The 23917-nt window shown below is 64.3% G+C and carries 19 protein-coding genes; 7 read left to right on the top strand and 12 right to left on the bottom strand.

What is annotated here, in order from left to right; translation table 11 throughout:
- Nucleotides 1-266: 266 nt before the first annotated feature.
- From FJ434_RS06755 to FJ434_RS06705, 11 genes are all read right to left on the bottom strand, one after another.
- Nucleotides 267-1181, bottom strand: coding sequence for a hypothetical protein (locus tag FJ434_RS06755; protein WP_140745487.1), 915 nt, complete (start codon nt 1179-1181; stop codon nt 267-269).
- 315 nt (nt 1182-1496) lie between these two features.
- On the bottom strand, nt 1497-4181 hold the full coding sequence (locus FJ434_RS06750) for a nitrate reductase (RefSeq protein ID WP_140745489.1): 2685 nt from the start codon (nt 4179-4181) through the stop codon (nt 1497-1499).
- A gap of 3 nt (nt 4182-4184) precedes the next feature.
- The gene (gene nirD, locus FJ434_RS06745) at nt 4185-4514 is read right to left on the bottom strand and encodes a nitrite reductase small subunit NirD (protein WP_140504078.1); all 330 of its coding nucleotides are present in this window, start codon (nt 4512-4514) and stop codon (nt 4185-4187) included.
- A 5-nt stretch (nt 4515-4519) separates the two neighbouring features.
- Nucleotides 4520-6970 (bottom strand): nitrite reductase large subunit NirB, encoded by a 2451-nt coding sequence (gene nirB, locus FJ434_RS06740; RefSeq protein ID WP_140745491.1) that lies wholly within the window; start codon nt 6968-6970, stop codon nt 4520-4522.
- 20 nt (nt 6971-6990) lie between these two features.
- Nucleotides 6991-8292, bottom strand: coding sequence for a nitrate/nitrite transporter (locus tag FJ434_RS06735; RefSeq protein ID WP_140745493.1), 1302 nt, complete (start codon nt 8290-8292; stop codon nt 6991-6993).
- A 64-nt stretch (nt 8293-8356) separates the two neighbouring features.
- A complete protein-coding gene (locus tag FJ434_RS30095; protein WP_246678246.1) occupies nt 8357-8683 on the bottom strand; it encodes a hypothetical protein in 327 nt (108 codons plus the stop codon).
- A gap of 210 nt (nt 8684-8893) precedes the next feature.
- Nucleotides 8894-10120, bottom strand: coding sequence for a CmpA/NrtA family ABC transporter substrate-binding protein (locus FJ434_RS06725; protein ID WP_181165817.1), 1227 nt, complete (start codon nt 10118-10120; stop codon nt 8894-8896).
- Between the two features lie 2 nt (nt 10121-10122).
- Complete coding sequence (locus FJ434_RS06720) at nt 10123-10725, bottom strand: ANTAR domain-containing response regulator (protein ID WP_140504072.1); 603 nt, start codon at nt 10723-10725, stop codon at nt 10123-10125.
- Nucleotides 10726-10854: 129 nt separating this feature from the next.
- Nucleotides 10855-11175, bottom strand: coding sequence for a hypothetical protein (locus FJ434_RS06715; protein ID WP_140712650.1), 321 nt, complete (start codon nt 11173-11175; stop codon nt 10855-10857).
- A gap of 122 nt (nt 11176-11297) precedes the next feature.
- Nucleotides 11298-12098, bottom strand: a complete 801-nt coding sequence (locus FJ434_RS06710) for an endonuclease/exonuclease/phosphatase family protein (RefSeq protein ID WP_140504068.1) — start codon at nt 12096-12098, stop codon at nt 11298-11300.
- 142 nt (nt 12099-12240) lie between these two features.
- Nucleotides 12241-13704: a phosphatidylserine/phosphatidylglycerophosphate/cardiolipin synthase family protein gene (locus FJ434_RS06705; RefSeq protein ID WP_140745497.1), complete on the bottom strand. Its 1464-nt coding sequence runs from the start codon at nt 13702-13704 to the stop codon at nt 12241-12243.
- A 323-nt stretch (nt 13705-14027) separates the two neighbouring features.
- Between FJ434_RS06705 and FJ434_RS06700 the strand changes: the two genes are divergently transcribed.
- The 7 genes from FJ434_RS06700 to FJ434_RS06665 all read left to right on the top strand — a co-directional run bounded on the left by FJ434_RS06700 (nt 14028) and on the right by FJ434_RS06665 (nt 22393).
- The gene (locus FJ434_RS06700; RefSeq protein ID WP_181165818.1) at nt 14028-14216 is read left to right on the top strand and encodes a hypothetical protein; all 189 of its coding nucleotides are present in this window, start codon (nt 14028-14030) and stop codon (nt 14214-14216) included.
- A gap of 507 nt (nt 14217-14723) precedes the next feature.
- Complete coding sequence (locus FJ434_RS06690) at nt 14724-15143, top strand: AraC family transcriptional regulator (RefSeq protein WP_140745499.1); 420 nt, start codon at nt 14724-14726, stop codon at nt 15141-15143.
- Between the two features lie 197 nt (nt 15144-15340).
- Nucleotides 15341-19924, top strand: coding sequence for a YadA-like family protein (locus FJ434_RS06685; RefSeq protein ID WP_140745501.1), 4584 nt, complete (start codon nt 15341-15343; stop codon nt 19922-19924).
- A gap of 91 nt (nt 19925-20015) precedes the next feature.
- On the top strand, nt 20016-20564 hold the full coding sequence (locus FJ434_RS06680; protein WP_140712642.1) for an invasion associated locus B family protein: 549 nt from the start codon (nt 20016-20018) through the stop codon (nt 20562-20564).
- 13 nt (nt 20565-20577) lie between these two features.
- Nucleotides 20578-21270, top strand: coding sequence for a hypothetical protein (locus FJ434_RS06675; protein ID WP_140504060.1), 693 nt, complete (start codon nt 20578-20580; stop codon nt 21268-21270).
- Nucleotides 21271-21316: 46 nt separating this feature from the next.
- Nucleotides 21317-21778 (top strand): DUF4189 domain-containing protein, encoded by a 462-nt coding sequence (locus FJ434_RS06670; RefSeq protein WP_140745504.1) that lies wholly within the window; start codon nt 21317-21319, stop codon nt 21776-21778.
- A gap of 66 nt (nt 21779-21844) precedes the next feature.
- Nucleotides 21845-22393, top strand: coding sequence for an invasion associated locus B family protein (locus tag FJ434_RS06665; RefSeq protein ID WP_140745506.1), 549 nt, complete (start codon nt 21845-21847; stop codon nt 22391-22393).
- A gap of 20 nt (nt 22394-22413) precedes the next feature.
- Here the strand turns inward: FJ434_RS06665 and FJ434_RS06660 are convergent, their stop codons facing one another.
- Entirely contained in the window at nt 22414-23724 is a 1311-nt protein-coding gene (locus tag FJ434_RS06660) for a divalent metal cation transporter (protein WP_140745508.1), read from the bottom strand.
- Nucleotides 23725-23917 lie beyond the last annotated feature (193 nt).

The following is a 23917-nucleotide window of genomic DNA, read 5'->3' as shown; positions in this document are numbered from 1 at the left end:
CCCGCGATCAGTGTCGATCAAGCTCGGCGAGCATCAATCGACACAGGTGGAGGGTGTACACGCGGCAGTAACGCCGGACAGGCTCTGACGCCTGTCCAGCGTCGGCTTTTCGTGACTGGGCGCTGGCCGAGCCAGCCGACGCTGCCGAGGTCCTTGGCGTCGCGCAGCCACGCAAACGCGGAACCGGTCAATCCACCTGTTCTGGTACAATTCCGGACGGAAAACGCTTCACAGTTTCCTGGAATGACTCTCATGCGCGGCGCTGCTCAGCCGTCGCCCTGCGATGCCGGAAAACAGGCCTTGAAGGCGGTGTCGACGACGGCCAGCTTGGCGGCCTGGACGGTCATGTATTCCTCGTAGAATCCGTGCGACACCCACATCACCGAATGGCCACGCTGACCAAGCCAGCCAATGCTGCCGAGTTCCTCCGCCGTGCGCAGTTTGCGGCCGAGATGGGTCCGCGACAGCTTGAGCCATTTGGCGAAGTCACCTATCGAAACCACGCCCGTCGGAATCCGCTCCAGGCCGGCGTGGTCGGGGTCGATGCCCGACATCAGCCAGTCCATGACGATGCCGCCATTGTTGAGCCAGATGAACAGGGAGAAGGTCTGGTTGGGTTCGCGCACCGGCTTGGACGCAAGCAGGCCGTCAGCCACCAGCGGCTGCAGCGTGGCAAGCATTTCGGGCCGCTCCAGGAATCTGGCCAGCCGGTCGCCGCCGTCGATGTGGTCGAGCGTGCGCAGATGGGCTGTTACCCAGCCGGTGAATCGCTCGATGGTGGCCGCTGTCGGCTGCAGGGGATGCGTGCGGCCGTCGCCGCCCGCCACATACTCGGCGATGTTGTAGTGCAGCATCTCCTTGATGAAGGCGTCCGCCGTGTTGCGGCTGGCCACCGCGTTCTTGTGCACGACCTCGATGAACCGCGATACGGTCAGCTCCTTGCGGCGGTCATTCGGGTCTCGCCTGAAGTGCATGGCAAGGCCGACATGACCCAAAAGCCAGCGCTGCTGTGTGGCAAAGATGGAAGCCAGGCGCGGGCTTTCCTCATAGATGCGGATCAGGGACTGCGACTGTTCCTGAACGTAGCGGTGCAAGGCCGGATGGCCGGCTATGTCTTCCAGATTCAGCGCTGATCTCCCGATGCTTTGAATCAATTCGGATGGCGAGGTTGCGTTCCCCATTTTTCAGTCTTCAACACGCGTGTCCAGACGTACCAATTGCGGAGGACAGCGCCAGCCGAGCCACAGATCCACGGCGACGATTTCATGGCGCATTTCGCCAACTGCTTGCTTTGGCTTGGAAAAAACACCTCCCAACAATGGTCAGCCGAACGGTGGATCCAGCCACGCGAGCGGCGTCACGCGACGGTCGCCTGCAGGGGCCGGTTGCTGGTCCATGGCGGCGTCTTTCACCCCATCACCCGCGAAGTCGATTTCTGCTGGAAAGGTTCGATTCCAACTTCCGGCCGGAGTTCAGCCCGGCCTGGCGGGTCGCCTTCACTCGGCGGCCTGAACCTGGTTGGCCGCGATAATCGCGCGAATCTCGGACCGGCAGGAGCCGCAATTGGTGCCTGCCTTCAGCGCGGCGCCGATGGCGTCCACGGTGGTGCAGCCAGCGGCCGCGGCAGCCGTGATCTGGTTGACCCCGACGTTGAAACAGGAACAGACGGTCGCGCCTGCATCGGGCCGTCCGGCACCGGCGCGACCGGCAACGATCCTGAAGCGCTGATGCTGGCTGGCGTGGATCTCGCCGAGCTGCTCGGCCGCCCAGCCGCGCGACACCGCGACCGGACCTGGCGCGATGAACAAGGCACCCGTCAGATGCTGGCCATCGAAGGCGGCGATGCGGTGTTGGCCGGCCTCGCGGTCGTGATAGGCGAGAACTTCGGCATCCGCGGTATCGAAGAGCGAACCGGCGAAGGCCGTCCAGTCGACATCGTCATTGGCAAAGGCAAGCTCGACCCGCCAGCCGCCCCGGCATCTGGCTACCGCCCAGTAGTCGGCGGCCATCGTCGTGGGTCTTTTGCGTGTCACGGCAAAGCCGAAGGTCCTGGCGGTGAATTTCTCGATGCTGGCCGCGACATGCTTCAACGCCGGCTGGCCTGACACCGGATCGGTAAGCGATGCGGTGAGCGTGTCAAGCCGGGCCCTGGCGGCGAATTGGTCCGTCCAGTGCATCGGCGCGAACAGGCTGCCCCGGCGCTGGCGCGTGGTCACCAGCGCGCGGACCAGCACCTCGCCGCGCGGGGTCGAGACGCGTGCGATGTCGGCATCGCCAATGCCGTGGCGTTGCGCATCCACTGGGTGGATTTCGACAAAGGGCTCGGCGATGTGCTGGGACAGGCGCGGGCTTTTGCCCGTACGCGTCATGGTGTGCCAGTGGTCGCGGATGCGGCCGGTGTTGAGGATGAGCGGGAAGTCGGAGGTGATGCGGGTTTCGACGGTTGGGCGGATGGCGATGAAGCGTGCCTTGCGGTCGGGCGTGTAGAAGTTGCCGTTGGCGAAGAAGCGGATGGATTGGTGCCCGGTCCGGGTGAGGGGGGTGCCTGGGCTCGGCCCTGGCCATTGGAAAGGCGCTAGCGCGTCGTAGTCTTCTCTATCGACACCAGCATAAGCGCCAATGTCGAAATCGCGCTCGCCGTCATTCTCGAATGCCGACAACGCGGCGTGCTCGGCAAAGATTTCCGCCGGCGTCTCATGCGCAAACGCCCCGTCAAAGCCCATGCGCCGCGCCACCTCGGCAATGATCCACCAGTCGGGCCTCGCCTCGCCGGGGACCGGCAAGAACGCGCGCTGGCGCGAGATGCGGCGCTCGGAATTGGTGACGGTGCCATCCTTCTCGCCCCAGGCCGTCGCCGGCAGCCGGACATGGGCATGGCGGACCGTGTCGGTCTCGGCCAGCACGTCCGACACTACGACGAAGGGACAGGCCTTGATCGCCGCTTCGACGGCGCCTGCATCCGGCATCGAATCGACCGGGTTGGTGGCCATGATCCACAGCGCCTTGATGCGTCCGTCGGCAACCGCCTTGAACATATCGACCGCCTTGAGGCCCGGTTTCCCTGCAATCGCCGGCGCATTCCAGAAGCGCTGCACGCGTTCGCGATGCTCGGGGTTTTCGATCTCCATATGGGCGGCGAGCATATTGGCCATGCCGCCGACCTCGCGGCCGCCCATGGCGTTGGGCTGGCCAGTGACAGAGAACGGCCCGGCGCCCGGTTTTCCGATACGGCCAGTGGCGAGATGGCAGTTGATGATCGCATTGACCTTGTCGGTGCCCTGGGACGACTGGTTGACGCCCTGGCTGTAGACGGTGACTGTCTTCTCCGTCCTGGCGAACAGGCTGTAGAAACGGCCGAGCTCGTCTTCGCTGAGCCCCGTGGCGGCAGCGACGCCGGCAAGGTTGAGCGCCGAGGCGGCGAACAGTGCTTGTCCAAAGCCGGACGTATGCGCCGTGATATAGGCACGATCGAGCGCATTGTGCTGGCCGAGCCAGGCGAGCAGGCCGGTGAACAGGGCGACGTCGCCATCCGGCGCGATCGCCAGATGCATGTCGGCGATGTCAGATGTCACGGTGCGGCGCGGGTCGACCAGCACCACCTTCATCTCGGGCCGTTTTTCGCGGGCGGCCGCGATGCGCTGATAAAGCACCGGATGGCACCAGGCGAGATTGGAGCCGACCAGCACGATGAGATCGGAGAGTTCCATATCCTCGTAGGTTCCCGGCACGGTGTCCGAACCAAACGCGCGGCGGTGGCCGGCGACCGAGGACGCCATGCAGAGACGCGAATTTGTGTCGATGTTGGCCGAGCCGACAAAACCCTTCATCAGCTTGTTGGCGAGGTAGTAATCCTCGGTCAGCAACTGGCCGGAGACGTAGAAGGCGACCGCGTCGGGACCATGTTCGGCAATGGTTTGGCAGAAGGTCGAAGCGACGAGGTCGAGCGCCTCGTCCCAAGACGAGCCGTGGTCGTGGATTTGCGGATGGAGCAGCCGGCCGTCGAGGCCGATGGTCTCGGCGAGCGCGGAGCCCTTCGAGCAGAGCCGGCCGAAATTCGCCGGATGATCGGGGTCGCCACGGACGGACACCTGCCCGTCCGTGGCGATCTTTGCCAGTACGCCGCAGCCCACCCCGCAATAGGGGCAGGTGGTCCTCACCTCGCGTGCTTCGTCAATCTCCATGGTTCAGGCCGCGCGGCTGGCCAGCGCTTCCAGCGCGATGAACAGGCGCTCGCCTTCCCGCTTCACCGGGATAGTGCGCACGGCGCCCTCGTCGGCGCCAAGCGCCTTGCCCGTCTCCAGCGAGATCACCCAATTGTGCAGAGGACACGTCACGGCCGCGCCATGGACGATGCCCTGGCTCAGCGGTCCGCCCTTGTGCGGGCAATGGTCCTCGATGGCGAAGACCTCGTCGTCCGCCGTGCGAAAGACGGCGATCTTGCCTTGCGGTGTGGCGACACAGCGCGCGCCGCGCCGGGGAATATCGGAGATGGTGCCGATCGCGATCCAGTTCATGATTGTCACTCCGCCGCCTGCGCAAACCCGACCGAGGCCATGGGCCGGAACTCGTGCTTGTCCTTGCCGGAGACGCGCTCGGACCACGGATCGACCTGGGCGAATTTCTGCGAAAAGACAAAGCGCTCGTAGTAGGCCTGGCGCTTCTCGCCGTCGTCCATGATCTGGCGCTTGACCTCGGCTATGCCGACGCGCTTGGCCCATTTGTAGATGCGTTCGAGATAGCGGCCCTGCTCGCGATACATCTGCGTCAGCGCCACGATGTGCTGCAGCGCTTCGTCTTCGGTCCTGACCAGGCCGAGCACTTCCGTGCCCTTGATATCGAGACCGGCGGCACCGGCGAAGTGGATCTCGTAACCACTGTCGACGCAGATCACGCCGACATCCTTGCAGGTCGCCTCGGCACAGTTGCGCGGACAACCCGATACCGCCATCTTGACCTTGGCGGGGGTCCACGAACCCCACATGAATTTCTCGATGCGGATGCCGAGCCCGGTCGAATCCTGCGTGCCGAAGCGGCACCAGTCGGAGCCGACGCAGGTCTTCACTGTGCGCAGGCCCTTGGCATAGGCATGGCCCGAGACGAAGCCGGCCTGGCCGAGATCGGCCCACACCGCCGGCAGGTCCTCCTTGCGGATGCCCAGCATGTCGATGCGCTGGCCGCCGGTGACCTTGACCATCGGGATCTCGAATTTGTCGACGACGTCGGCGATGGCGCGCAGTTCGGCCGCATTGGTCACGCCGCCCCACATGCGCGGCACCACCGAATAGGTGCCATCCTTCTGGATGTTGGCGTGGACGCGCTCGTTGATGAAGCGCGACTGGTAGTCGTCGGCATACTCGTCCGGCCAGTCGCAGACGAGATAGTAGTTGAGTGCCGGCCGGCATTTGGCGCAGCCGCAGGAGGTCTTCCACTCCAGTTCCTGCATGACCGCCGGAATGGTCTTCAGGTGCTTGGCCTTGATCAGCCGGCGTACTTCGTCATGGCCGAACGTGGTGCAGGAACACATAGGCTGCACCGCGGCCGGGTTGTAGGTGTCACCAAGGGTCAGCACCATCAGCTTTTCGACCAGCCCTGTGCAGGAGCCGCAGGAGGCCGACGCCTTGGTGTGGGCGCGGACGTCGTCGAGCGAAGTCAGGCCCTTGCCCGTGATCGCGCCCGTGATCTTGCCCTTGCAGACGCCGTTGCAGCCGCAGATTTCCGCATCATCCGGCAAGGCTGCAACGGCCGCCATAGGGTCCAGCGGGGCACCCCCCTGGTAGGACTGGCCGAAGATCAACGTATCGCGCATTTGCGATATGTCGGTCTGCTTCTTCTTCAGGTCGTTGAACCAGGCGCCGTCAGCCGTCTCGCCATAGAGCACGGTGCCGATGATGCGATCATCCCTGAGCACCAGGCGTTTGTAGACGCCGGCGGAAGCGTCGCGCAGCACGATCTCCTGGCGGTCGTCGCCATCGGCGAAGTCGCCGAGCGAAAAGAGGTCGATGCCGGTGACCTTGAGCTTGGTCGGCGTGTCCATGTGGACGAAGGCGGCGGCCTCGTCGCCGGCAAGCTGATGAGCGGCAACACGCGCCATCTCGTAGAGCGGCGCCACCAGCCCGTAGACCGTGCCGCCCACCTCGGCGCACTCGCCGAGCGCGAAGATGTCGGGGTCGTTGCTGCGCATCCCGGCATCGACGACGATGCCGCGGTTGACGGCGATGCCTGCATCCTTGGCCAGCGCCGCATTCGGCCTGATGCCGACCGCCATCACCACCAGGGTCGCCGGGATGATTGTGCCGTCGGCGAGTTCCACCTGCTGGACCTTGCCATTGCCTGTGATCGCCTGGGTGTTGGCTTTGGTGATGACCTTGATGCCGCGTTGTTCGACGGCGCGCTGCAGGAGATAGCCGGCGGCCGGATCTAGCTGGCGCTCCATCAGCGTCGGCATCACATGCAGCACGGTGACATCCATGCCTTGCGAATTCAGCCCGGCCGCGGCCTCGAGCCCGAGCAGGCCGCCGCCGATGACCACGGCCTTGGCGCGCGACTGGGCGGCAAGCATCATCGCGCGGACGTCATCCAGATCGCGATAGGTCAGCACGCCCGGAAGGTTGTGGCCCGGCACCGGGATGATGAACGGCACCGAGCCGGTGGCGATGACAAGCTTGTCGTAGGGCTCGGTCACGCCGTGATCGGAGGTGACGGTCTTCGCTTGGCGGTCGATGGCTACGATCTTGTGGCCCTTGTAGAGGGTGATGCCGTGCTTGATGTACCAGCCGTCGCCATGGATGATGATTTCCTCATAGGCCTTTTCGCCTGACAGCACGGGCGACAGCATGATGCGGTCATAGTTCACGCGCGGCTCGGCGTTGAAGATGGTGACGGCGTAGCGGCCCGGCGCCTGTTCCAGCAGATGCTCCAGCATGCGCCCGGGGGCCATGCCGTTGCCGATGATAACGAGTTTTTCGGTCATGTGCTTACTCCGCTCCCGTGTCACTCTGCGGCGTAGGAAAGGTCTGGAGCTTCGGCGGCTGTCGCGCGCTCCATGCGCCGGATGGAAAAGTGCATCCAGGCAAAGCAGGTGACGACGATCAGGAAGAGCAGCATGAAGCAGCTCGACCAGACGCCGGTGAGGTCGTTGAGCGCGCCAAAGGCGATCGGCAGGATAAAGCCACCGAGACCGCCGATCATGCCCACCACGCCACCAACCGCGCCGACACTCTGTGGATAATAGGCGGGAATGTGTTTGTAGACGGCGGCCTTGCCAAGGCTCATGAAGAAGCCGAGCACGCAGGCAACGGCAATGAAGGCGAGCGGGCCAATCTCGAAATGGAAGGCGATCGGCCCGCTGATGCCGCGTACGACGTAGTCTGCCGAGGGGAGAGACAGAATGAAGGTCGCGACGGCACTGACCGCGAAAGTCCAATAGAGCACGGTGCGGGCGCCGATCCGGTCGGAGAGCACGCCGCCATAAGCGCGGAAGACACTTGCGGGAATTGAATAGGCCGCGCCGATCATGCCGGCGGTCGCGAGACCGAAGCCGTAGACGCCGATCAGATAGCGCGGAAGCCACAGCGACAACGCCACGAACGCACCGAAGGCGAAGAAATAGTAGAAGGCGAAGCGCCAGACCTGCAGGTTCTTGAGCGGCGCGAATTCCTGCCAGAAGCTCCTCACGGGTGTCGCCTTGCCGGCACGGCGCTCGCGAATGGCCGGGTCGTCGCCGGTGGTGAACCAGAAGACGACAGCCATGACGACGAGTGCCGCCGCCCAGATCAGCGCAACCGACTGCCACCCCCAGGAAAGAAGCACGAACGGCGCCAGGAACTTGGTGACCGCGGCCCCGACATTGCCGGCACCGAAGATGCCGAGGGCCGTACCCTGCTTGCCGGCGGGGAAGAAGCGCGAGACGTAAGACACGCCGACGGCGAAGGAGCCGCCGGCTAGCCCGACGCCGAGCGCGGCGACCAGCATCTGCGCGTAGGTGTGCGCAAAAGCCAGCAGGAAGGTCGCGATTGCCGCCGCAAGCATGGTCGCGGTGTAGACCAGCCGCCCGCCAAAGCGGTCGGTCCAGACGCCGAGCACCATGCGCACGAGGGAACCGGTGAGGATCGGCGTGCCGACGAGCAGGCCGAATTCCGTCTCATTCAGCCCGAGATCCTGCTTAATGCGCACGCCGATGATCGAAAAGATCGTCCACACCGCGAAGCAGACGGTGAAGGCGATGGTGGACATTACGAGCGCCTGCCGGGGAGCAGTGTCCTGGCTGGGCGCGGCTGGGAGATTTGCGGTCATGTCAGGCTCCGGTTTGCGGCATCGCCGCGCTCGTTCTTGGGTGGTGAATGCGGTGCGGCATAGGTCAGCGCGAAGAGGCCGCGCCTTGCGCGATCACTTGCGGAGCCTTGCCCTCTGATTTGGTGCCGGTGGGAAACAGCAGGAGCGCCACGGTGAACAGCACCGCGGTCATCGCGCTGCTCACCAGAAAATCGCGGCGGGTGAAATCCTTCAGGGATGTTGTTCCGATCCGTTTCGTCATCGTCGTCTCCGGTTGGGCGCTTTGGGAACGGCGCTCCGTTGATTGCGTGTTCGGGTCCAAAACAAAAAAGCCGCCGTCCAGGCCCTCGCGTCCGTACATCCGGGATCGCGTGTAGACCTGAGCGGCAGCTTTGCCTGTGGCGCCCGCCATTGGACGCCTGTTCGATTGCCCGAGAAGGGCTCGTTTATTTCAATGCAGGAACCGTGCCAGTTTCCGAACTGGCTGGAATGTCTAACGAAATCAGTTAGATCGCCGACTCATGGTTCGGTCGCGCCAGCAACGGATAAGGTCAAACATTGACCAATCCGGTCGATGGATCGCATAAATTTTGTGCAATGCACAAGAATGGCGCGCGAATGATCAGCGGCGCGACTGGCTCGCAATATAGGCGTCGATCTCGTCGGGATCGAAGATCTGGCCGTCGAAGAAGCCGTCCGGGCCAAGCACCAGGCTCGCGCCCGCCGAGCCCACCGGCGTCGCCACCTTCAGCGCGCCCTCGACCTTGGCATTGGCGCCGGGCAGCGCGACGCCGAGTGGCTTCAGCGCCGAGCGGTACAGGTCTGGCCGGTAGCAATCGCGGGCGATGGCAAGGTTTTCCGGCGTGTGCGCGACATGCCCCCAGCGGACCATCTGCGTGTAGAACCACAGCGCATGGCTTTTCCAGGGGAAGTTGGCCGCCTTGTCGAACGGCACGAAGAAGTCGTCGATGTCCAGCTCCGCCCCGCCGCCCAGCCGGAGACGGCCAGTCAGGATCGGCATCTGGACGGCCGGCGGCAGGCCAAGGAAGCCACGTTGCGCCATCACCGCGGCCAATTCGTCGCGGTTCGCGGGATCCTGGCACCAGCGCGCCGAGTGATGCAGTGCGCGCAAGAGCGCCGCCAGTGCCTCGGGGCTCTGTTCGGCCCAAGCCTTGCGCGCGCCGATCACCTTCTCGGGGCTGTTGCGCCAGAGCAGCGCCTTGACGGTGACGATGTGGCCGGTGCCGGCTGCCACGGCGGCGCTGTTCCAGGGTTCGCCGACGCAATGGCCGTCGATGCGGCCGGCTGCCAACGCGTCGGCCATGAAGGGCGGCGGCACGATGACGATCTCGATTTCGCGCGAGGGATCGATGCCGCAGGCGGCAAGCCAATAACGCAGTTCGTAATTGTGCCCGGAATGCGGATGCACGACGGCAAAGCGCAGTGGGTCGCGGCCGGCGGCCGCCCGCTCGCGGATGAACGCGCGAAGGGCCGCGCCGGCGCGCGCCGGATCGAGATCGGGCACGGCGCCGTGCGCCTCCATGCCCGCCCAGACGGCGTTGGAGATGGTGACGCAGTTGCCGCCGAGCCCCAGCGAAAAGGGCACGATGGTCTCGGAGGCGAGGGGGGTGAGGCCAAGATTGCAGGCGAGCGGCATCGGTCCCAGCATGTGCGCGAGGTCGAAATGGCCGATGGCGATGCGGTCGCGGATGTTGGCCCAGGAGGTCTCGCGGTGCAGCGTGAGATCGATGCCTTCGCGCGCGGCAAAGCCCAGTTCGCCGGCAGCGACCAGGACGGCGCTATCGAAAAGCGGCATGAAGCCGGCGGTGATCTGGTGCTCGGCGCCCATGTCTATTCGTCCTCCGCCGGTCCGAGAAGCCCGGCGGCAGTCACCAGGCTCTGGGCGATATCGCTGATCTTGCGGTTCTGGTTCATCGCCGTCTTGCGCAGCAGCGCGTAGGCGGCCTCTTCGGTCAGGCCGCGCGACTTCATCAGGATGCCCTTGGCGCGGTCGATCACCTTGCGGCTCTCGAGCTCGCTGCGCGCCTCTTCCAGCTCGCGCGCCATGCGCGAGAAAGCGTTGAAGCGGCTCACCGCCATGTCGAGGATCGGCTTGACGCGCTCCTGCCTCAACCCGTCGACGACATAGGCCGAAACGCCGGCATCGACCGCCGCCTCGATCGAGGCCTGGTCGGAGCGGTCGACGAACATGGCGATCGGCCGCTTCACCGCGCGCGACAGCTGGAACATGTTTTCCAGCATGTCGCGGTTGGGGTTTTCCAGATCGATGACGATGACGTCGGGCTCGATCTCGGCGATGCGGCGCGCAATGCCGCTGACGTCATGGATGACGGTGACCCGCTCATGGCCCGCCTCGCGCAAGCCGGCCTCGATTATCGAAGCGCGGATGCGGTTTTCATCGATCACCAGGACGGCGAGTGAAGTTCGGATCATGCCGGCATTGTGGGCATGCTGGGGAATTTGTGCAATGCGGCAATAGCCGCGTCCGTGGAAAGGCGACGGACGTCAACGGCTATCCTTGGCGGCAATCCGCCAAGGATAGGATCAGGAGACGGAGCGGCCTCAGCCGCAGACGCGAACGTCCTCGAACACCCTGTGGTGGTGGCGCCAATGCACGATCGTTTCCGTGTGGCAGCGGTGGTGCCGGCGGTGCCAGCGGTAGCCGCCATTGTCGTAGTCTTCGTACTGAGCGTTCCGGTCGCCATCGTATTCGTTGTCATAACGGCGCACATGATGACGGCGAACGACAATCCCGGAATCGTCATCCGAGGAATATTGGTTGTCGTCATCGGACTGAATCGTCAAACTTGCGGCTTGCGTTGGCGCAATGACTGAAGCCGTCGCGGCAAACGCCAATAGGGAAGCCAAAATCACCTTCTTCACGTTTCGTCCTCCTGGGGTTGACTGGCATCAACTCGCAACAGGAGGAGCTTGTTCCAGGGTACATACCACACGCTTTCCAACGCGGCGGACATCAAGACGTGACCGACGCGCGGCAAAAATCACTACAAGTGGACGAAGGCGGTCAGCGGCAGATGATCGGAGGCCACGCGCGACAGCGGCGTGTCATGCGCTTCGACGGCCGCGATGATGCCGTGCCGGTTGGCCATGATCCGATCGAGCGCCAGCAGCGGCAGGTTCGACGGGAAGGTGGGGACTGCCGGTGGCTGCGGGCCGAAGGTCGCGTGCAGCGTGTTCAGCGCGGAGCGGTTTCCGAGCCGCCATTCGTTCAGATCGCCGAGCAAGAGCGTCGGCTTCTCATCGGGGCTGTTCATGAGATCGAGCACGACCTGGGCCTGCTGCGAGCGGGAGCGGCGCAGCAATCCGAGATGGGCCGCGATGATGCGCAATGATTGATTTCCGTCGAAATCGATCTCCGCCACCACGGCGCCGCGCGGTTCGAGACCCGGAAGCCTGATCTGATGCACGTCGCGAACGACGCCCCTTTTGAACAGCAGGACATTGCCGTGCCAGCCATGGCCTTTGCCTGTTGCGGAAATGGGCACCGGCACGAGGCCGGTTTCCAGTTCGAGACGGTGCAGGTCGAGAAGCCCGACACGGTCGCCGAAACGATTGTCGGCCTCCTGCAGGGCGATGACGTCGGGGGCGATCTCGCGGATGACGCGACTGGTGCGGTCGGGATCGAATTTGCGGTCGACGCCGATGCATTTGTGGACGTTGTAGGAGGCGACCAGCGTCCCGGTGACGCCGTCCTTCTTCGGCGACAAGGCGTTGGCCTTGCGCATCCGCCTGTCGCGAATGGACAGGAGCATGCTGGCCGGCAGGCTGCGCCCGCTCATTCGCATAACGCGCCCATCATCCCTACGGTTCTCACCATGCACCTGGAAATAGAGTCTTTCGGCCGATGTTCCATCATTGGTGACATGCTACCGGGCAAACACGTCGTTTTGTTAAAGATAGGATTTTTCTCGGAGATAATGGTTTTTTCTAGAGATAAGGCGAACCCAGCCAGAGGATGCGGTCGAACAGGCGGATGATGAAGGGACGCGCCCGCAAGGAGGCCAGCGTGACTGGAACAGCCGTTTCGATCGCCGTTTCGATCCGCCTCTCGATCTCGGTGGCGAAGCCTGCGTCGAGGATCTCCAGGTCGATCTCGAAGTTGAGCCGCAGCGAGCGGGCGTCGAGATTGGAGGACCCGACATAGGCCCACACGCCGTCGATCGAAAGCAGCTTGGAATGGTCGAAGGGTCCTTCCGTGCGCCATATGCGGCAATAATTCTTCAGGATCTGGTCGAATTGCGCGGTCATGGCGCGGTCGACAAGGAAGAGATTGTTCACCGCCGGCACCACGACATCGATCTCGACACCGCGCCTGGCCGCGGTGACCAGGGCACTGATCAGTTCCCGGTCTGGCAGGAAATAGGGCGACATCAGGCGTATCGACTTGCGCGCCACCGAGAAGGCGCCGATCAGCAGTTTGTGGTTGGTTTCGTTGCTGGCATCCGGCCCGGATGCGACCGCACGCACCAGCATCGGCTGGCCGGCGGGCGGTGAAACCGGTGTGATCCGCCAGGCATCGCCCTTCAGCGCCTCCTTGGTGGCGAAGCGCCAGTCTTCCGCGGCGACCGAGAAGAGGTCGGCGACGACGGGTCCGGTGACCTGGAAATGCGTGTCCCTGGCGCTGTTCGACCCGGCGAACTCCGACGAAAAACCCTTGCGGATGTTCATGCCGCCGGTAAAGGCAACCGTGCCGTCGATCACCAGGATCTTGCGGTGGGTCCGCAGGTTGGCATAGGGCAGGCGCAGGCCCATGACGATGTTGCCGTTGAAGACATCCGCCGTAATGTTGGCGCGGCGCAGATGTGCCAGGATGCTGGGGACGGAGTAGCGGGCGCCGACGGCATCGATCAGCACACGCACGGTGACGCCGCGCCGGACAGCGCCGGCCAGCGCTTCGACGAAAAGCAGGCCGACGCCGTCATTGTCGAAAATATAGGTCTCCAGCAGGACGCTGCGCTCCGCCCCGTCGATCGCCGCGCACATTGCGGGGTAGGCCTCGTCGCCGCTCTCCAGCACGTCGATTGCATTTCCCGGGTTGAGCGCGCGCCGCGCCACCCTGTCGCCCAGCGTCCTGAGGCCGGTGAAGCGCTGTCCATAGCGCTCGACGATCAACGCCTCTTCGGCGGCGACGTCGCGCTCGTGCTTGGCCGACACAAGGCCTTCGGCAAGCGGGCGCTGCGCGCTGATCGTGGCGCGGCGGATGCGGTTGATGCCGGCCACGGCATAGATCAGCACGCCGAGGATCGGCGACAGCACCATGACGCCGACCCAGCCGGTGGCGGCGCGGACGTCCTCCTTGGTCATGACGGCATGGGCAATGCCGATGGTCGCCATCACCACCGAGATGATCGCCAGTATTTGTGTCCAGTGAATCACCAGGGTCTCGAACATTGCCGGGACTATCCAGCGAGCGCCCGCGGAAGGCAATGCGGCCGGCGATGTCCACATCCGCCCATTGGCCGCGCGGCGCTACCGGGTTGTGCCTACGCATGCAAGAACGGCCGGCGCACGGTTATTTGAGCAACTCAACCAGGACGCTGAAAGCGGCGTTCACCCCTGACCCCGGGGAAGCATAAAGCCGTTGTGATCCGGCGCCCCTCCCATTCTGCTTTGGTCTTCCAGGGCTTCCTGTACTTTGGCACCGCATCCGTTGTATATAAGGGGGAATGAAATTGCCGATGTAACACTTCGGCTGAAGGCGAGGGGGGCGCCGGATGATCACGTTCAACTTCGAAGGGCCGGGCGACGGCGATATGTCGGCCGATTGCCAGGACCAGTTGCTGCCTCTCGTCAACGGGATCGTCCAGGCTGCGGTGGCTGCCGGCTGGAACCGGGACGACGTTCTTCTGACTATCGTGGAACTCGCCTGGGATCTGTACGAGAACCGGCGCGGAGATCTCTAGCCGTTCATTTTTCCATCTTTATCTCGAATAAAGATTTTTATTTGCGCGTGGGAGTTCTTCCCAAGCCAAGGTGCGTGCGATACGCTATCTTCCGGGTCGGGAAAGGGGATTTGAGGCGGCGTCGGACGGCTGAGGCAGTGCGAATGAAAAATGCGGACGAGGCACGGGAAAGCGGCGTTTCCCGAGGCATCGATCGGGAGCGAGCAGCTCGATACGTCCTGGACATCATTCCTGAAAGTGCAGGTCCGCGCAGGGCCACAGCGCAAGGAAGCGTGATTTATTCCGTTCGCGGGCCCGGCTCGCAGACATTCCTGGCCAAGGAGTACTCCGTAGGGATCGTGGTTGCGCCCATGCAGCCTGCGCATCGTTCGCCGTCTGGACGGATCGCTCACATGAACGGGCCTAGCGATGCAGGCCCGCTTCGCACAATCACGAATTATTTTCTAGAGGAACTGAGAAGGAAGCCTCGGGTTGAACTTCATCTTGGACGTATCAGGAGGCCGAAGAATGCCGGGCGATGAAGGTTTTCCCGGGTCAGTTTCTCGAATCAATTCGGCGCGGCAGCCGGCGCTCAATGCAAAAGGCGGGCTTTCTCCCCGCGCCGCACGCAAGGTGCAAGACTTCCTGCACGAGAACTTCACCCGCAAGCTGGCGCTTGCCGAAATGGCCGCGGTGTGCGGGCTGTCGTCCTATCATTTCGTGCGGGCTTTCTCGCGGACGTTCGGGGTGCCGCCGCATCAATATGTTCTCGACCTGCGGCTGGACCTCGCCGAAAGGCTGCTTGCTGACAGCCGCATGACGATCGCCGACATCGCTCATTCCAGTGGATTTTCAAGCCAGAGCCATTTTACCACCGTGATGAAGAAATACCGGCAGGTGACGCCATTGCAGGCGCGGGTAGGTAAGCTTAACGCCAAGGTTAGATGAAGGTCGACTTGCGGCGTTGTTTCACTGCTTGGTCTTAAAGCATCGGCTAAAGTAACGAGCCGTTAACCTCTGCCGGGTTGCTCGACTCTTTTCTCACAAGACAGCAATATCGTGAAATACCGCAAGCAGGAATCATGTCTTCCTGTCGTGGATTGGAATTGTCAGACGATTCCATGCCGGCCAGCGGAGAGGGCACCATGACCGACAATCAGACTTCGAGCGGCTCACTTGTTGTGCAGCGTCGCGCGGCGCATCTCGCCGGCAACTGGATCGCCAGCACCGATCCCCGTTCTCGCTCATTGCGTCGCCGCCTGATGGCGACACTGCGCATGGCTCATCGCGTGATGGGCATGGGTCGCAAGCGCCTGGGGCTGGGAACGCTGGGCGCCGGTGGGATGCTCGGGGCCGTGGTGGGGATCATGATCCCGCAGGCGGCGTTCTCGCAGGTTGTCATTGGTAACGGGGTTCTGACCAACGCCGCGAACTGCACGACCCCCTCCGCAGGGGTGCAAAGCATAGCGATCGGTTGTGGCAACACCGCCCCTGGCGCCGCCTCAACCGCCGTTGGCAATAACGCCCACGTGAATGGCAATAACGGCGTGGCGTTGGGCACCGGTATCACCGCTACGGGCGATGCTTCGATCGCCATCGGCTATGCGATGGGTGCCAATGGTCTCAACGCAATAGGCATAGGTGTCTTCGCGAACGCGACCGGCGTCAATGCTCTTGCCGTAGGCGGGAACGCCCGCGCACTCGTTGATGGAGCATCAGCCTTTGGTGTCAACAGCACCGCAAACGGTGCGAACGCCGTCGCGCTGGGCTCAACGGCCAGCGCTTCGGGGGGTGCCTCGGTGGCGATTGGATTGTCCTCCAACGCCTCATCTGCAAACGGTGCGGCCATAGCCATGGGGGTTGGCGCCAAGGCGAACGCCGGAACGGGCGGCGGTTCTCCCGTTGCCATTGGCACGAATGCCAATGCGAGCGGTACCGCTCCTGCTGGCTTTACCTTCGAGGCCGTCGCGCTCGGCACAGCCGCGGCCTCAACCGGGGCATGGTCGGCCGCCGTGGGATCGAGCTCTTCCGCGACTGGAACCGGAGCCAGCGCGTTCGGAACCTCCGCCACGGCGTCGGCGAACCAGTCCACGGCGATCGGCAACGGGGCAGCCGCCTCCGGTGTCGGAACCACGGCCATGGGTTACCTGGCCAAAGCCGCCGGGACGAATGCCGTTTCGATTGGCAACCAGGCCAGCGCCGGTGGGTTGAATTCGCAAGCGCTCGGTAACGTCGCCAATGCTTCGGGCAATTTCGCGCTGGCGCTCGGCAACCAGGCCGTGTCGACCGGAGTAGGCTCGGTATCGGCGGGTTCGGGAGCCCAGGCCACGGGCATCTCAGCCACCGCGCTGGGCAACAACGCCACGGCGACTGCCGTGCAAGCAACAGCGCTGGGATTGGGCGCGACGGCCAGCGCTCAATCTGCCATCGCCATAGGCACCACCTCCGTTGCGAGTGCCGCCGCTAGCACGGCAGTGGGCAACACCTCCGTTGCCAGCGGCCAAAATGCCTCCTCATTCGGGTCCGGATCCAAGGCGACGGGAGACAATTCCCTCGCTGCCGGCGTCAGCGCCAACGCCAGCGGGGTCGCCAGCACCGCACTCGGCATCGGCGCCGCGGCGTCGGCCACGAGCGCCATCGCCATCGGCAACAATGCCGCGGCCAGTTCCACCAACGCGGTTGCCATGGGCACCAACGCGGTGGCGACCGGCGGCCAAGCCATCTCCATCGGTGCGAACAACACCGCCTATGGTGACGGCGCGGTGGCAATCGGCGATCCGAGCTTCGCCAGCGGCACCGGCGCCTTCACCGGCGGCGCCAACAACATCGCCAACAGCGACGGCACGGCGAGTGCCTCCGCCGCCAACCAGGCCGCCGGCGCGGTCGCCATCGGCAACAACAACAAGGCGATCGGGCAAGGCTCCGTGGCGCTGGGCAACGGCTCGACGGCGGGTGCCGCCGGCCTCGCCGGCAATGTCGCGCTGGGCGACGGTGCCACCGCGGCGGCAAGCTCCGGCGACGTGGCGCTCGGCTCGGGCTCGGTGACCGCCGTGGCGGTCGGCACCGCCAGTGGAGTGGTCAACGGCACGACCTATGCCTTCCAGGGCACCAACCCGACCTCGACGGTCAGCATCGGCGCGCCCGGAGCGGAACGCACCATCACCAACCTGGCGGCGGGGCGGATCAGCGCGCTCTCGACCGACGCCATCAACGGTTCGCAGCTCTTCGCCACCAACCAGGCGGTCGATGCCATCGGCGCCGTCGTCAACAACATCAATGTCGGCGGCGGCATCAAGTATTTCCATGCCAATTCGGCGCTGCCTGACTCCCAGGCGCTGGGAGCCGATTCCGTCGCTGTCGGCCCGAACGCGGTGGCCAACAATGCCGGCGACGTCGCGATCGGCCTGAATTCGGCGTCGGGCGCAACGACCAACGTCGGCGGCACGACGATCGGCGGCGTCAACTACACCTTCGCCGGCGGCACGCCGGCGGGCGCCTTCTCGGTCGGCTCGGTCGGCGCCGAGCGCCAGATCCAGAACGTCGCGGCCGGGCAGTTGAACGGCGGTTCGACCGATGCCGTCAACGGCTCGCAGCTCTTCGCCACCAACCAGCAGGTGACGCAGAACACGACCGACATCGCCAATATCGGCAGTGGCGTCACCAATCTCGGCAACACGATCAACAACATTGCCGGCGACACCTCGACCGCCTACACCGATGCCAACGGCATAGGCATCCGCTACGCCCGCACCAACGAGGCCGGCCTGGCGCAGACGGACTCCTTCGCACAAGGCGTCGGTTCCACCGCGGTCGGCTACCAGGCGACCGCGACCGGGGTCAGCGCGCTGGCGCTCGGCCGCGACAGCAACGCCAGCATCGACGGCGGCGTGGCGCTCGGCTCGGGTTCGGTCTCCGATCGCGCGATCGCTCCGGCTACCGGGCAACTGCCCGCCGGCCCATCCAACTTCATCCAGTACAACACCACCGACAAGACGCTGCTCGGCGCCGTGTCGGTCGGCAACGCCACATCCTATCGGCAGATCACCAATGTGGCCGACGGCACGCAGGACCAGGACGCGGTGACGGTGCGCCAGCTCGCCGGCGCCATCGCTGCCGTATCGGCCACCTCGACCAAGTATTTCCACGCCAATTCGGTGGCGGGCGACTCGCTGGCGGTCGGCGCGGAATCGGTCGCGGTCGGTCCGACCACGGTCGTCAACGGCGATAACGGCATCGGCATCGGCAACGGCGCCGTCGTCGACCAGACGGCACCCGGCGGCACGGCCATCGGCCAGAACGCCCATGTGATGCTGGCCGACGGCCTGGCGCTCGGCACCAATTCGCTCGCCTCCGGCATCCAGTCGGTGGCGCTCGGCGCCGGCGCCCAAAGCAGCTTCATCAACAGCGTGGCGCTGGGCGCGCAGTCCGTCACCACGGTCGGCGCACAGGCCGGTTACACGGCCTTTGCCCTGACCACCCCGCAGACTTCGGTGGGCGAGGTGTCGATCGGCGGCGCCGGGGCCGAACGCAAGCTCACCAATGTCGCGGCGGGCTCGGCCGACACCGACGGCGTCAACGTCTCGCAGCTGCGCGGCGTCTCGCAAAACGTGTCCAACCTGTTCGGCGGCGGCACAACGGTCAATCCGGACGGCTCGATCACCGGTCCGACCTACAACATCCAGGGCAACAACTATTCGACCGTCTATGATGGCTTCACCGCCGTCGACAATGCGCTGACCAACATCAACAATGGCGGCGGCATCAAGTATTTCCACGCCAATTCGGGACTGGCAGACAGCGTCGCGGGGGGCACCAACGCCGTGGCGATCGGGCCGGAGAGCGTGGCGAGCGGCACAGACAGCCTGGCCGCCGGCCATGGTTCGACAGCCGCGGGCCAAGGCGCCGTCGCGCTCGGCCAGGGCGCACAGGCCAACAACGCCAGCGATGTGGCGCTCGGTTCGGGTTCGGTGTCGCAGACCGCGGTCGGTACGTCCAGCACCACCATCAACGGCAAGACCTACGCCTATGCCGGCACCACCCCGACCGGAACCGTCAGCGTCGGCGACGCCGGCTCCGAGCGGACGATCACCAATGTCGCCGCCGGACGCGTTTCTTCCGGCAGCACCGATGCGATCAACGGCTCGCAGCTCTACGCCACCAACACGGCGATCGAGGACCTGACCAAGACGATCGGCGGCATCGGCGGCACTGTCCAAAACACCGTGCAATACGACACCGTCAACAATCCGGACGGATCGACGACCAAGACCAACAAGATAACGCTGCAGGGCGGCGATCCGAATGCGCCTGTCGTCATCTCCAACGTCGGCCCCGGCGTTGCCGGCACCGACGCGGTCAACGTCAACCAGCTGAACCTGAACCTTGCCCAGAGCAAGACCTATACCGACCAGGTGGCGGTCACGACGTTGCAGCAGGCCAACAATTATACCGACCAGAAACTGGGCCAGCTCAATTCCGACATCAGCGGCATCAGGGACGAAGCCCGGCAGGCGGCGGCAATCGGACTGGCGGCCGCCTCGCTGCGCTATGACGACCGTCCCGGCAAGCTGAGCGTGGCGGCCGGCGGCGGCTTCTGGCGGGATTCGAGCGCCTTTGCCTTCGGCGCGGGCTACACCAGCGAGGACGGCCGCATCCGTGGCAACGTGTCCGGCACGGCGGCGGGTGGAAATGTCGGTGTCGGCGCCGGCTTGAGCTTCACCTTGAACTGAGGTGGGCAGCAGGGCGGCAATGAACAGGCGAACCGGCCATGACAGGCTAGACGCTGATCCGGGAAGACCGCCTGTTTTTCCCGGATTCGCCTTGGCATGCCTGACCTGCCTGGCGCTTGCCGGCGGGCTGGCGCCAGCTGTCGGGCAGGTGGCTTCGCCCTACAGGATCAAGCCCTCCGACGTGGTCTTGCCTCCCGACGTGAAGCTCGGACAATACCAGCGCACCATCCGTCCCTTCGAGAACTGGACACTGATCTGCGACGAGAACCTCAAGGCGCGCAAGAAGGTCTGCAACGTCTCGCAGGTGATCGAGGACGGCGCCGGCAAGATGGCGTTCAGCTGGTCGCTCGCGGCCACCCAGGACGGCAAGCCCTACATGATCCTGCGCACCGCGCCGAACGCCAGGAGCGATGGGCTGGTGTCGCTGAAGTTCGATGGGCGCGCCGAACCGATCGACGTGCATCTGAATGGCTGCAACGAGATGGTCTGCGTCGGCATGCTGCCAGTGGGACCCCTGATGCGCCAGGAGATAGCGCAGAAGGCGACGCCGGCGATTTCCTACCCGACCGTCGATGGCCAGACCATTACCGTCACCGCAACGCTCAAGGGGCTGTCAGAGGCCCTTGCGCCAATCAAATAACCGAGGCAGCACCGTGAGCCAGCAAGACCCGTTCATCTCCGCGACGCGCAGCAATCCGACCGTCGATCCGGACCGCAAAAGGATCGTCGAGCCGGACCGCAAGAGGCCCGTCGAGCCGCCGCGGCGGTGGCCGCGCATCGTCGGATTGTCGCTGTTGGGCCTGGCCATGATGGGCATCGGCTTCGCCGGCGCGAACTATGCCGCGATCGCCGGCCTGGTCGGCAGCCCGACGGCGGCACAGGCCGAGGCCGCCGCCGCTCCCGCGCTGCCGGACACGCCCTTCCTCCAGCACGTCAAGCAGGCGGGCGTACAGGCCTGCTCGACCGTTTTTCCGGTGCTCGGACAGCTTTTGACAACCGGCACGAAATACAGCGTCAAATCCCTCTGGAACGACCAGGCCGCGGACAAGCACGCCGTCCAGGCTTTTGTCGGCATGGACTATGCCACGGACCGGTACAGCGGGCCGGCCGCCGGCGTGGTCTTCGCATCGCCCACCGCTTCGGGCTGCGAGGGCGCGATGGTGCGGGTGGCGCCGTTCGCCAGTCCGTGCGCGGACATTCCGTCCATTCTTCCGCAAGGCAGCAAGATCACGGATCATCTCGGACAGGTCGAAGTGTATGAGCTTGGCGGCAACACGGGTGAAGCGCTTCTGCTGCCGACGGGCAACACATGCGTGGTGATTTCCATCGCATCGGCGGCCAAGTGAGGATGTCAGGCGAATGGGCGAGGCGCCCTGGAAAGGATTGCGGACCATGAAATCGCGACGTTTGACAGTCTTGTGCATGGCCTTGCTGTGGAGCGGGCAGGTGGTCTCGGCCGATCTGGCGGAGCCGTCCGAACCGCCACAGGAGGAGAAAGGCATCTGGGCGGCAATCGCCTACTCCCAGACCGATACCAAGTACGGCTTCTTCTGGGGCGCCGACAAGCGGCAGGAAGCTAAGGACATAGCGCAGAAATATTGCGAGAATGCCGGTGGAAAAGCCTGCAATGTCGTTGCCGTGTTCCGCAATCACCGCCATTGGACGGACGACGACGAGACCGGATTTCCCTACAAGCATTGCGGCGCGCTCGCCGTGGCCGACAAGGTGGAGCACCGGTTCACCCCCTGGGGCGTGAACTCGGCCGAGACCCGCCGGGAGGCGGAGGACCTCGCGCTCCAGGCCTGCGAGGCGGGGGGGATCCAGTGCAAGATCCGCGAATGGGTCTGTACGTGAGAATAACGGCGTCTCGAAGCCGACACTTTGGGCATTTGCCCGGCACAAAAGAGAAGGCCGCATTCATTGGTTCATAGACATTTTTCGCTGAAGGCAGCCGCCATCTGCGCGGCTGCCTTCTCCGCTTCGCTGCCGGCTGCTTTCGCCCAACAGCAGCAGGCGGCGTCGCTGCCGAACGGCGCATCGTCGCTCCAGGAAACCTATCAGGACTGGCAGCTGGCCTGCGGCATGCAGGACAATGCCCGGGTCTGCACGGTCACGCAGGACCAGACGCAGAAAAACGGTCAGAGGCTTCTGGCCATGGAACTGCGCGTCGGGCAGAAGGGCGGATTGACCGGAACCTTGCTGCTGCCCTTCGGCATCCTGTTCGAGCCCGGCGTGGCGGCGCAGATCGACGACCAGCAGCCCGTCGGACCGTTGAAGTTCAGGACCTGCCTGCCGAATGGCTGCGTGGCGCTGTTTCCGATCGACCGGGCGCTGACGCAGAGGCTCAAGGCAGGCACCGAGCTCAAGCTCAACGTCACCACGGCGGCCGAAACTCCGCTGAGTTTCCCGGTGTCGCTGAAAGGCCTTGGCGCCGCCCTCGATCGCATGGTCGCGCTCAGCGCACGTTGAGGTGCAAGGCGATGGGGCCCTCAAAAGGCCCATTGCAGCGCAAGGCCGACCACGGACAGTCCCATTGTGATTGTCGCCAGCCATCCGAGAAAGCGCAGCCAACCCTCAACGGGGAATTCGCCCATGATGTCGGAGCGCCCGGTCATCAGCATCATGACGACCATTACGGGGACCGCGCATATGCCGTTGATGACGGCGCTCCAGTAAAGCGCCTTGATGGGATCGATCGGCGTGAGCATGATCCCCATTCCCAGCGCCACGGCGGCGGCCAGGGTCGCATAAAATGCCATCGCTGCCTTCGGCTTGCGCTCCAGTCCCACTGGCCAGCGGCACGCCTCGCCCACGGCGAATGCGGCCGAGCCCGCGAGAACCGGCACCGCGAGAAGGCCGGTGCCGATAATCCCCATTGCAAAGATCTCAAATGCGAATTTGCCCGCGACCGGCTCCAGGGCCTTGGCCGCATCAGAGGAAGAATTGATGTCGGTCACTCCGGCCTTGTGCAGGGTGGCAGCCGTTGTAACGATGATTGCGATGGCTATCAGGTTCGAAAAAGCCATGCCCACCAGGGTGTCGGCGCGAATGCGCTGGAAGGCACCCGGCGCTTGCCACGGTGCCCGCCTCAGCGGCTTGGCCTTGGGGTCGATCGTCTCCTCTTCGACCTCTTGCGACGCTTGCCAGAAGAACAGATAGGGAGAAATCGTGGTGCCGAGTATGGCCAGAAATGTCGTGAAAAAGGCCCGGCTCCATTCCATGCGCGGAAGAACGACCCCCTTGAGGGCCTCGCCCCATGGGATATCAGCCAGAAACGCAGCCACCACGTAGGCAAAAAGGCTCAGCGTTGTCCATTTCAGGACCGTGACGTACCGGCGGTAGTCGAGAAAGACGATCGCCAAAACGCAAGCCAGGCCGAACGCAACGACGTAAAGCGAGCTTGGGCCGCCCACCAGCAATCGCAATGCATCAGCCATCGCGCTCAGGTCCGCCCCGATGTTGATCACGTTGGCGGCGAACAAAAGCAAGGCTACAAAATATATCAGGGGATACGGGTAGTGTCGGGCCAGATTGCCGGAAATACCTCGACCTGTCGTGCGGCCTATCCGCGCTGCTATCTCCTGGATCGCGACCATGAGCGGAAGAGTGAACACCATGGTCCAACCGACATCGAAGCCCAGCTGAGCGCCCGCTTGGCTGTACGTGCCGATGCCCGAAGGGTCATCGTCCGAAGCGCCTGTGATGAAACCAGGTCCGATTGTGCGCAGGAATCGCTGAAAGGGCCCTTTTGCCCGAATATTGCTCTGTTTTTCACAGACTTCGGCGCTTATGTCCCTCATGGAGGTGCTCCAAAAACACGGTCCCTTTCGATATCCGCTTGAAGCAAAATTCAGCGCTCGCCGTTCGGTTCCTTTAGCTATCGCTGAAGCATCATTGGTGGTTGCTTTGCCGGAGACATGATATTTCTCGCGCGGGTCGGTTTCCGCGACATGTGAGGGCCATCATCAAATCGATCGCAAAGAACCCATAAGA

This window comes from Mesorhizobium sp. B2-5-13 (assembly GCF_006440535.1).
In the GTDB taxonomy this organism is placed as follows: domain Bacteria; phylum Pseudomonadota; class Alphaproteobacteria; order Rhizobiales; family Rhizobiaceae; genus Mesorhizobium; species Mesorhizobium salmacidum.
This window is presented reverse-complemented; position numbering and strand designations above follow the sequence as displayed.

What these genes read in the sequence shown, in the direction of transcription:
- FJ434_RS06755 (WP_140745487.1), bottom strand. Translation starts at nt 1,181, where the DNA reads ATGGGGAACGCAACCTCGCCATCCGAATTGATTCAAAGCATCGGGAGA.
- FJ434_RS06750 (WP_140745489.1), bottom strand. Translation starts at nt 4,181, where the DNA reads ATGGAGATTGACGAAGCACGCGAGGTGAGGACCACCTGCCCCTATTGC.
- nirD (WP_140504078.1), bottom strand. Translation starts at nt 4,514, where the DNA reads ATGAACTGGATCGCGATCGGCACCATCTCCGATATTCCCCGGCGCGGC.
- nirB (WP_140745491.1), bottom strand. Translation starts at nt 6,970, where the DNA reads ATGACCGAAAAACTCGTTATCATCGGCAACGGCATGGCCCCCGGGCGC.
- FJ434_RS06735 (WP_140745493.1), bottom strand. Translation starts at nt 8,292, where the DNA reads ATGACCGCAAATCTCCCAGCCGCGCCCAGCCAGGACACTGCTCCCCGG.
- FJ434_RS30095 (WP_246678246.1), bottom strand. Translation starts at nt 8,683, where the DNA reads ATGGCGGGCGCCACAGGCAAAGCTGCCGCTCAGGTCTACACGCGATCC.
- FJ434_RS06725 (WP_181165817.1), bottom strand. Translation starts at nt 10,120, where the DNA reads ATGGGCGCCGAGCACCAGATCACCGCCGGCTTCATGCCGCTTTTCGAT.
- FJ434_RS06720 (WP_140504072.1), bottom strand. Translation starts at nt 10,725, where the DNA reads ATGATCCGAACTTCACTCGCCGTCCTGGTGATCGATGAAAACCGCATC.
- FJ434_RS06710 (WP_140504068.1), bottom strand. Translation starts at nt 12,098, where the DNA reads ATGCGAATGAGCGGGCGCAGCCTGCCGGCCAGCATGCTCCTGTCCATT.
- FJ434_RS06705 (WP_140745497.1), bottom strand. Translation starts at nt 13,704, where the DNA reads ATGTTCGAGACCCTGGTGATTCACTGGACACAAATACTGGCGATCATC.
- FJ434_RS06700 (WP_181165818.1), top strand. Translation starts at nt 14,028, where the DNA reads ATGATCACGTTCAACTTCGAAGGGCCGGGCGACGGCGATATGTCGGCC.
- FJ434_RS06690 (WP_140745499.1), top strand. Translation starts at nt 14,724, where the DNA reads ATGCCGGGCGATGAAGGTTTTCCCGGGTCAGTTTCTCGAATCAATTCG.
- FJ434_RS06685 (WP_140745501.1), top strand. Translation starts at nt 15,341, where the DNA reads ATGACCGACAATCAGACTTCGAGCGGCTCACTTGTTGTGCAGCGTCGC.
- FJ434_RS06670 (WP_140745504.1), top strand. Translation starts at nt 21,317, where the DNA reads ATGAAATCGCGACGTTTGACAGTCTTGTGCATGGCCTTGCTGTGGAGC.
- FJ434_RS06660 (WP_140745508.1), bottom strand. Translation starts at nt 23,724, where the DNA reads ATGAGGGACATAAGCGCCGAAGTCTGTGAAAAACAGAGCAATATTCGG.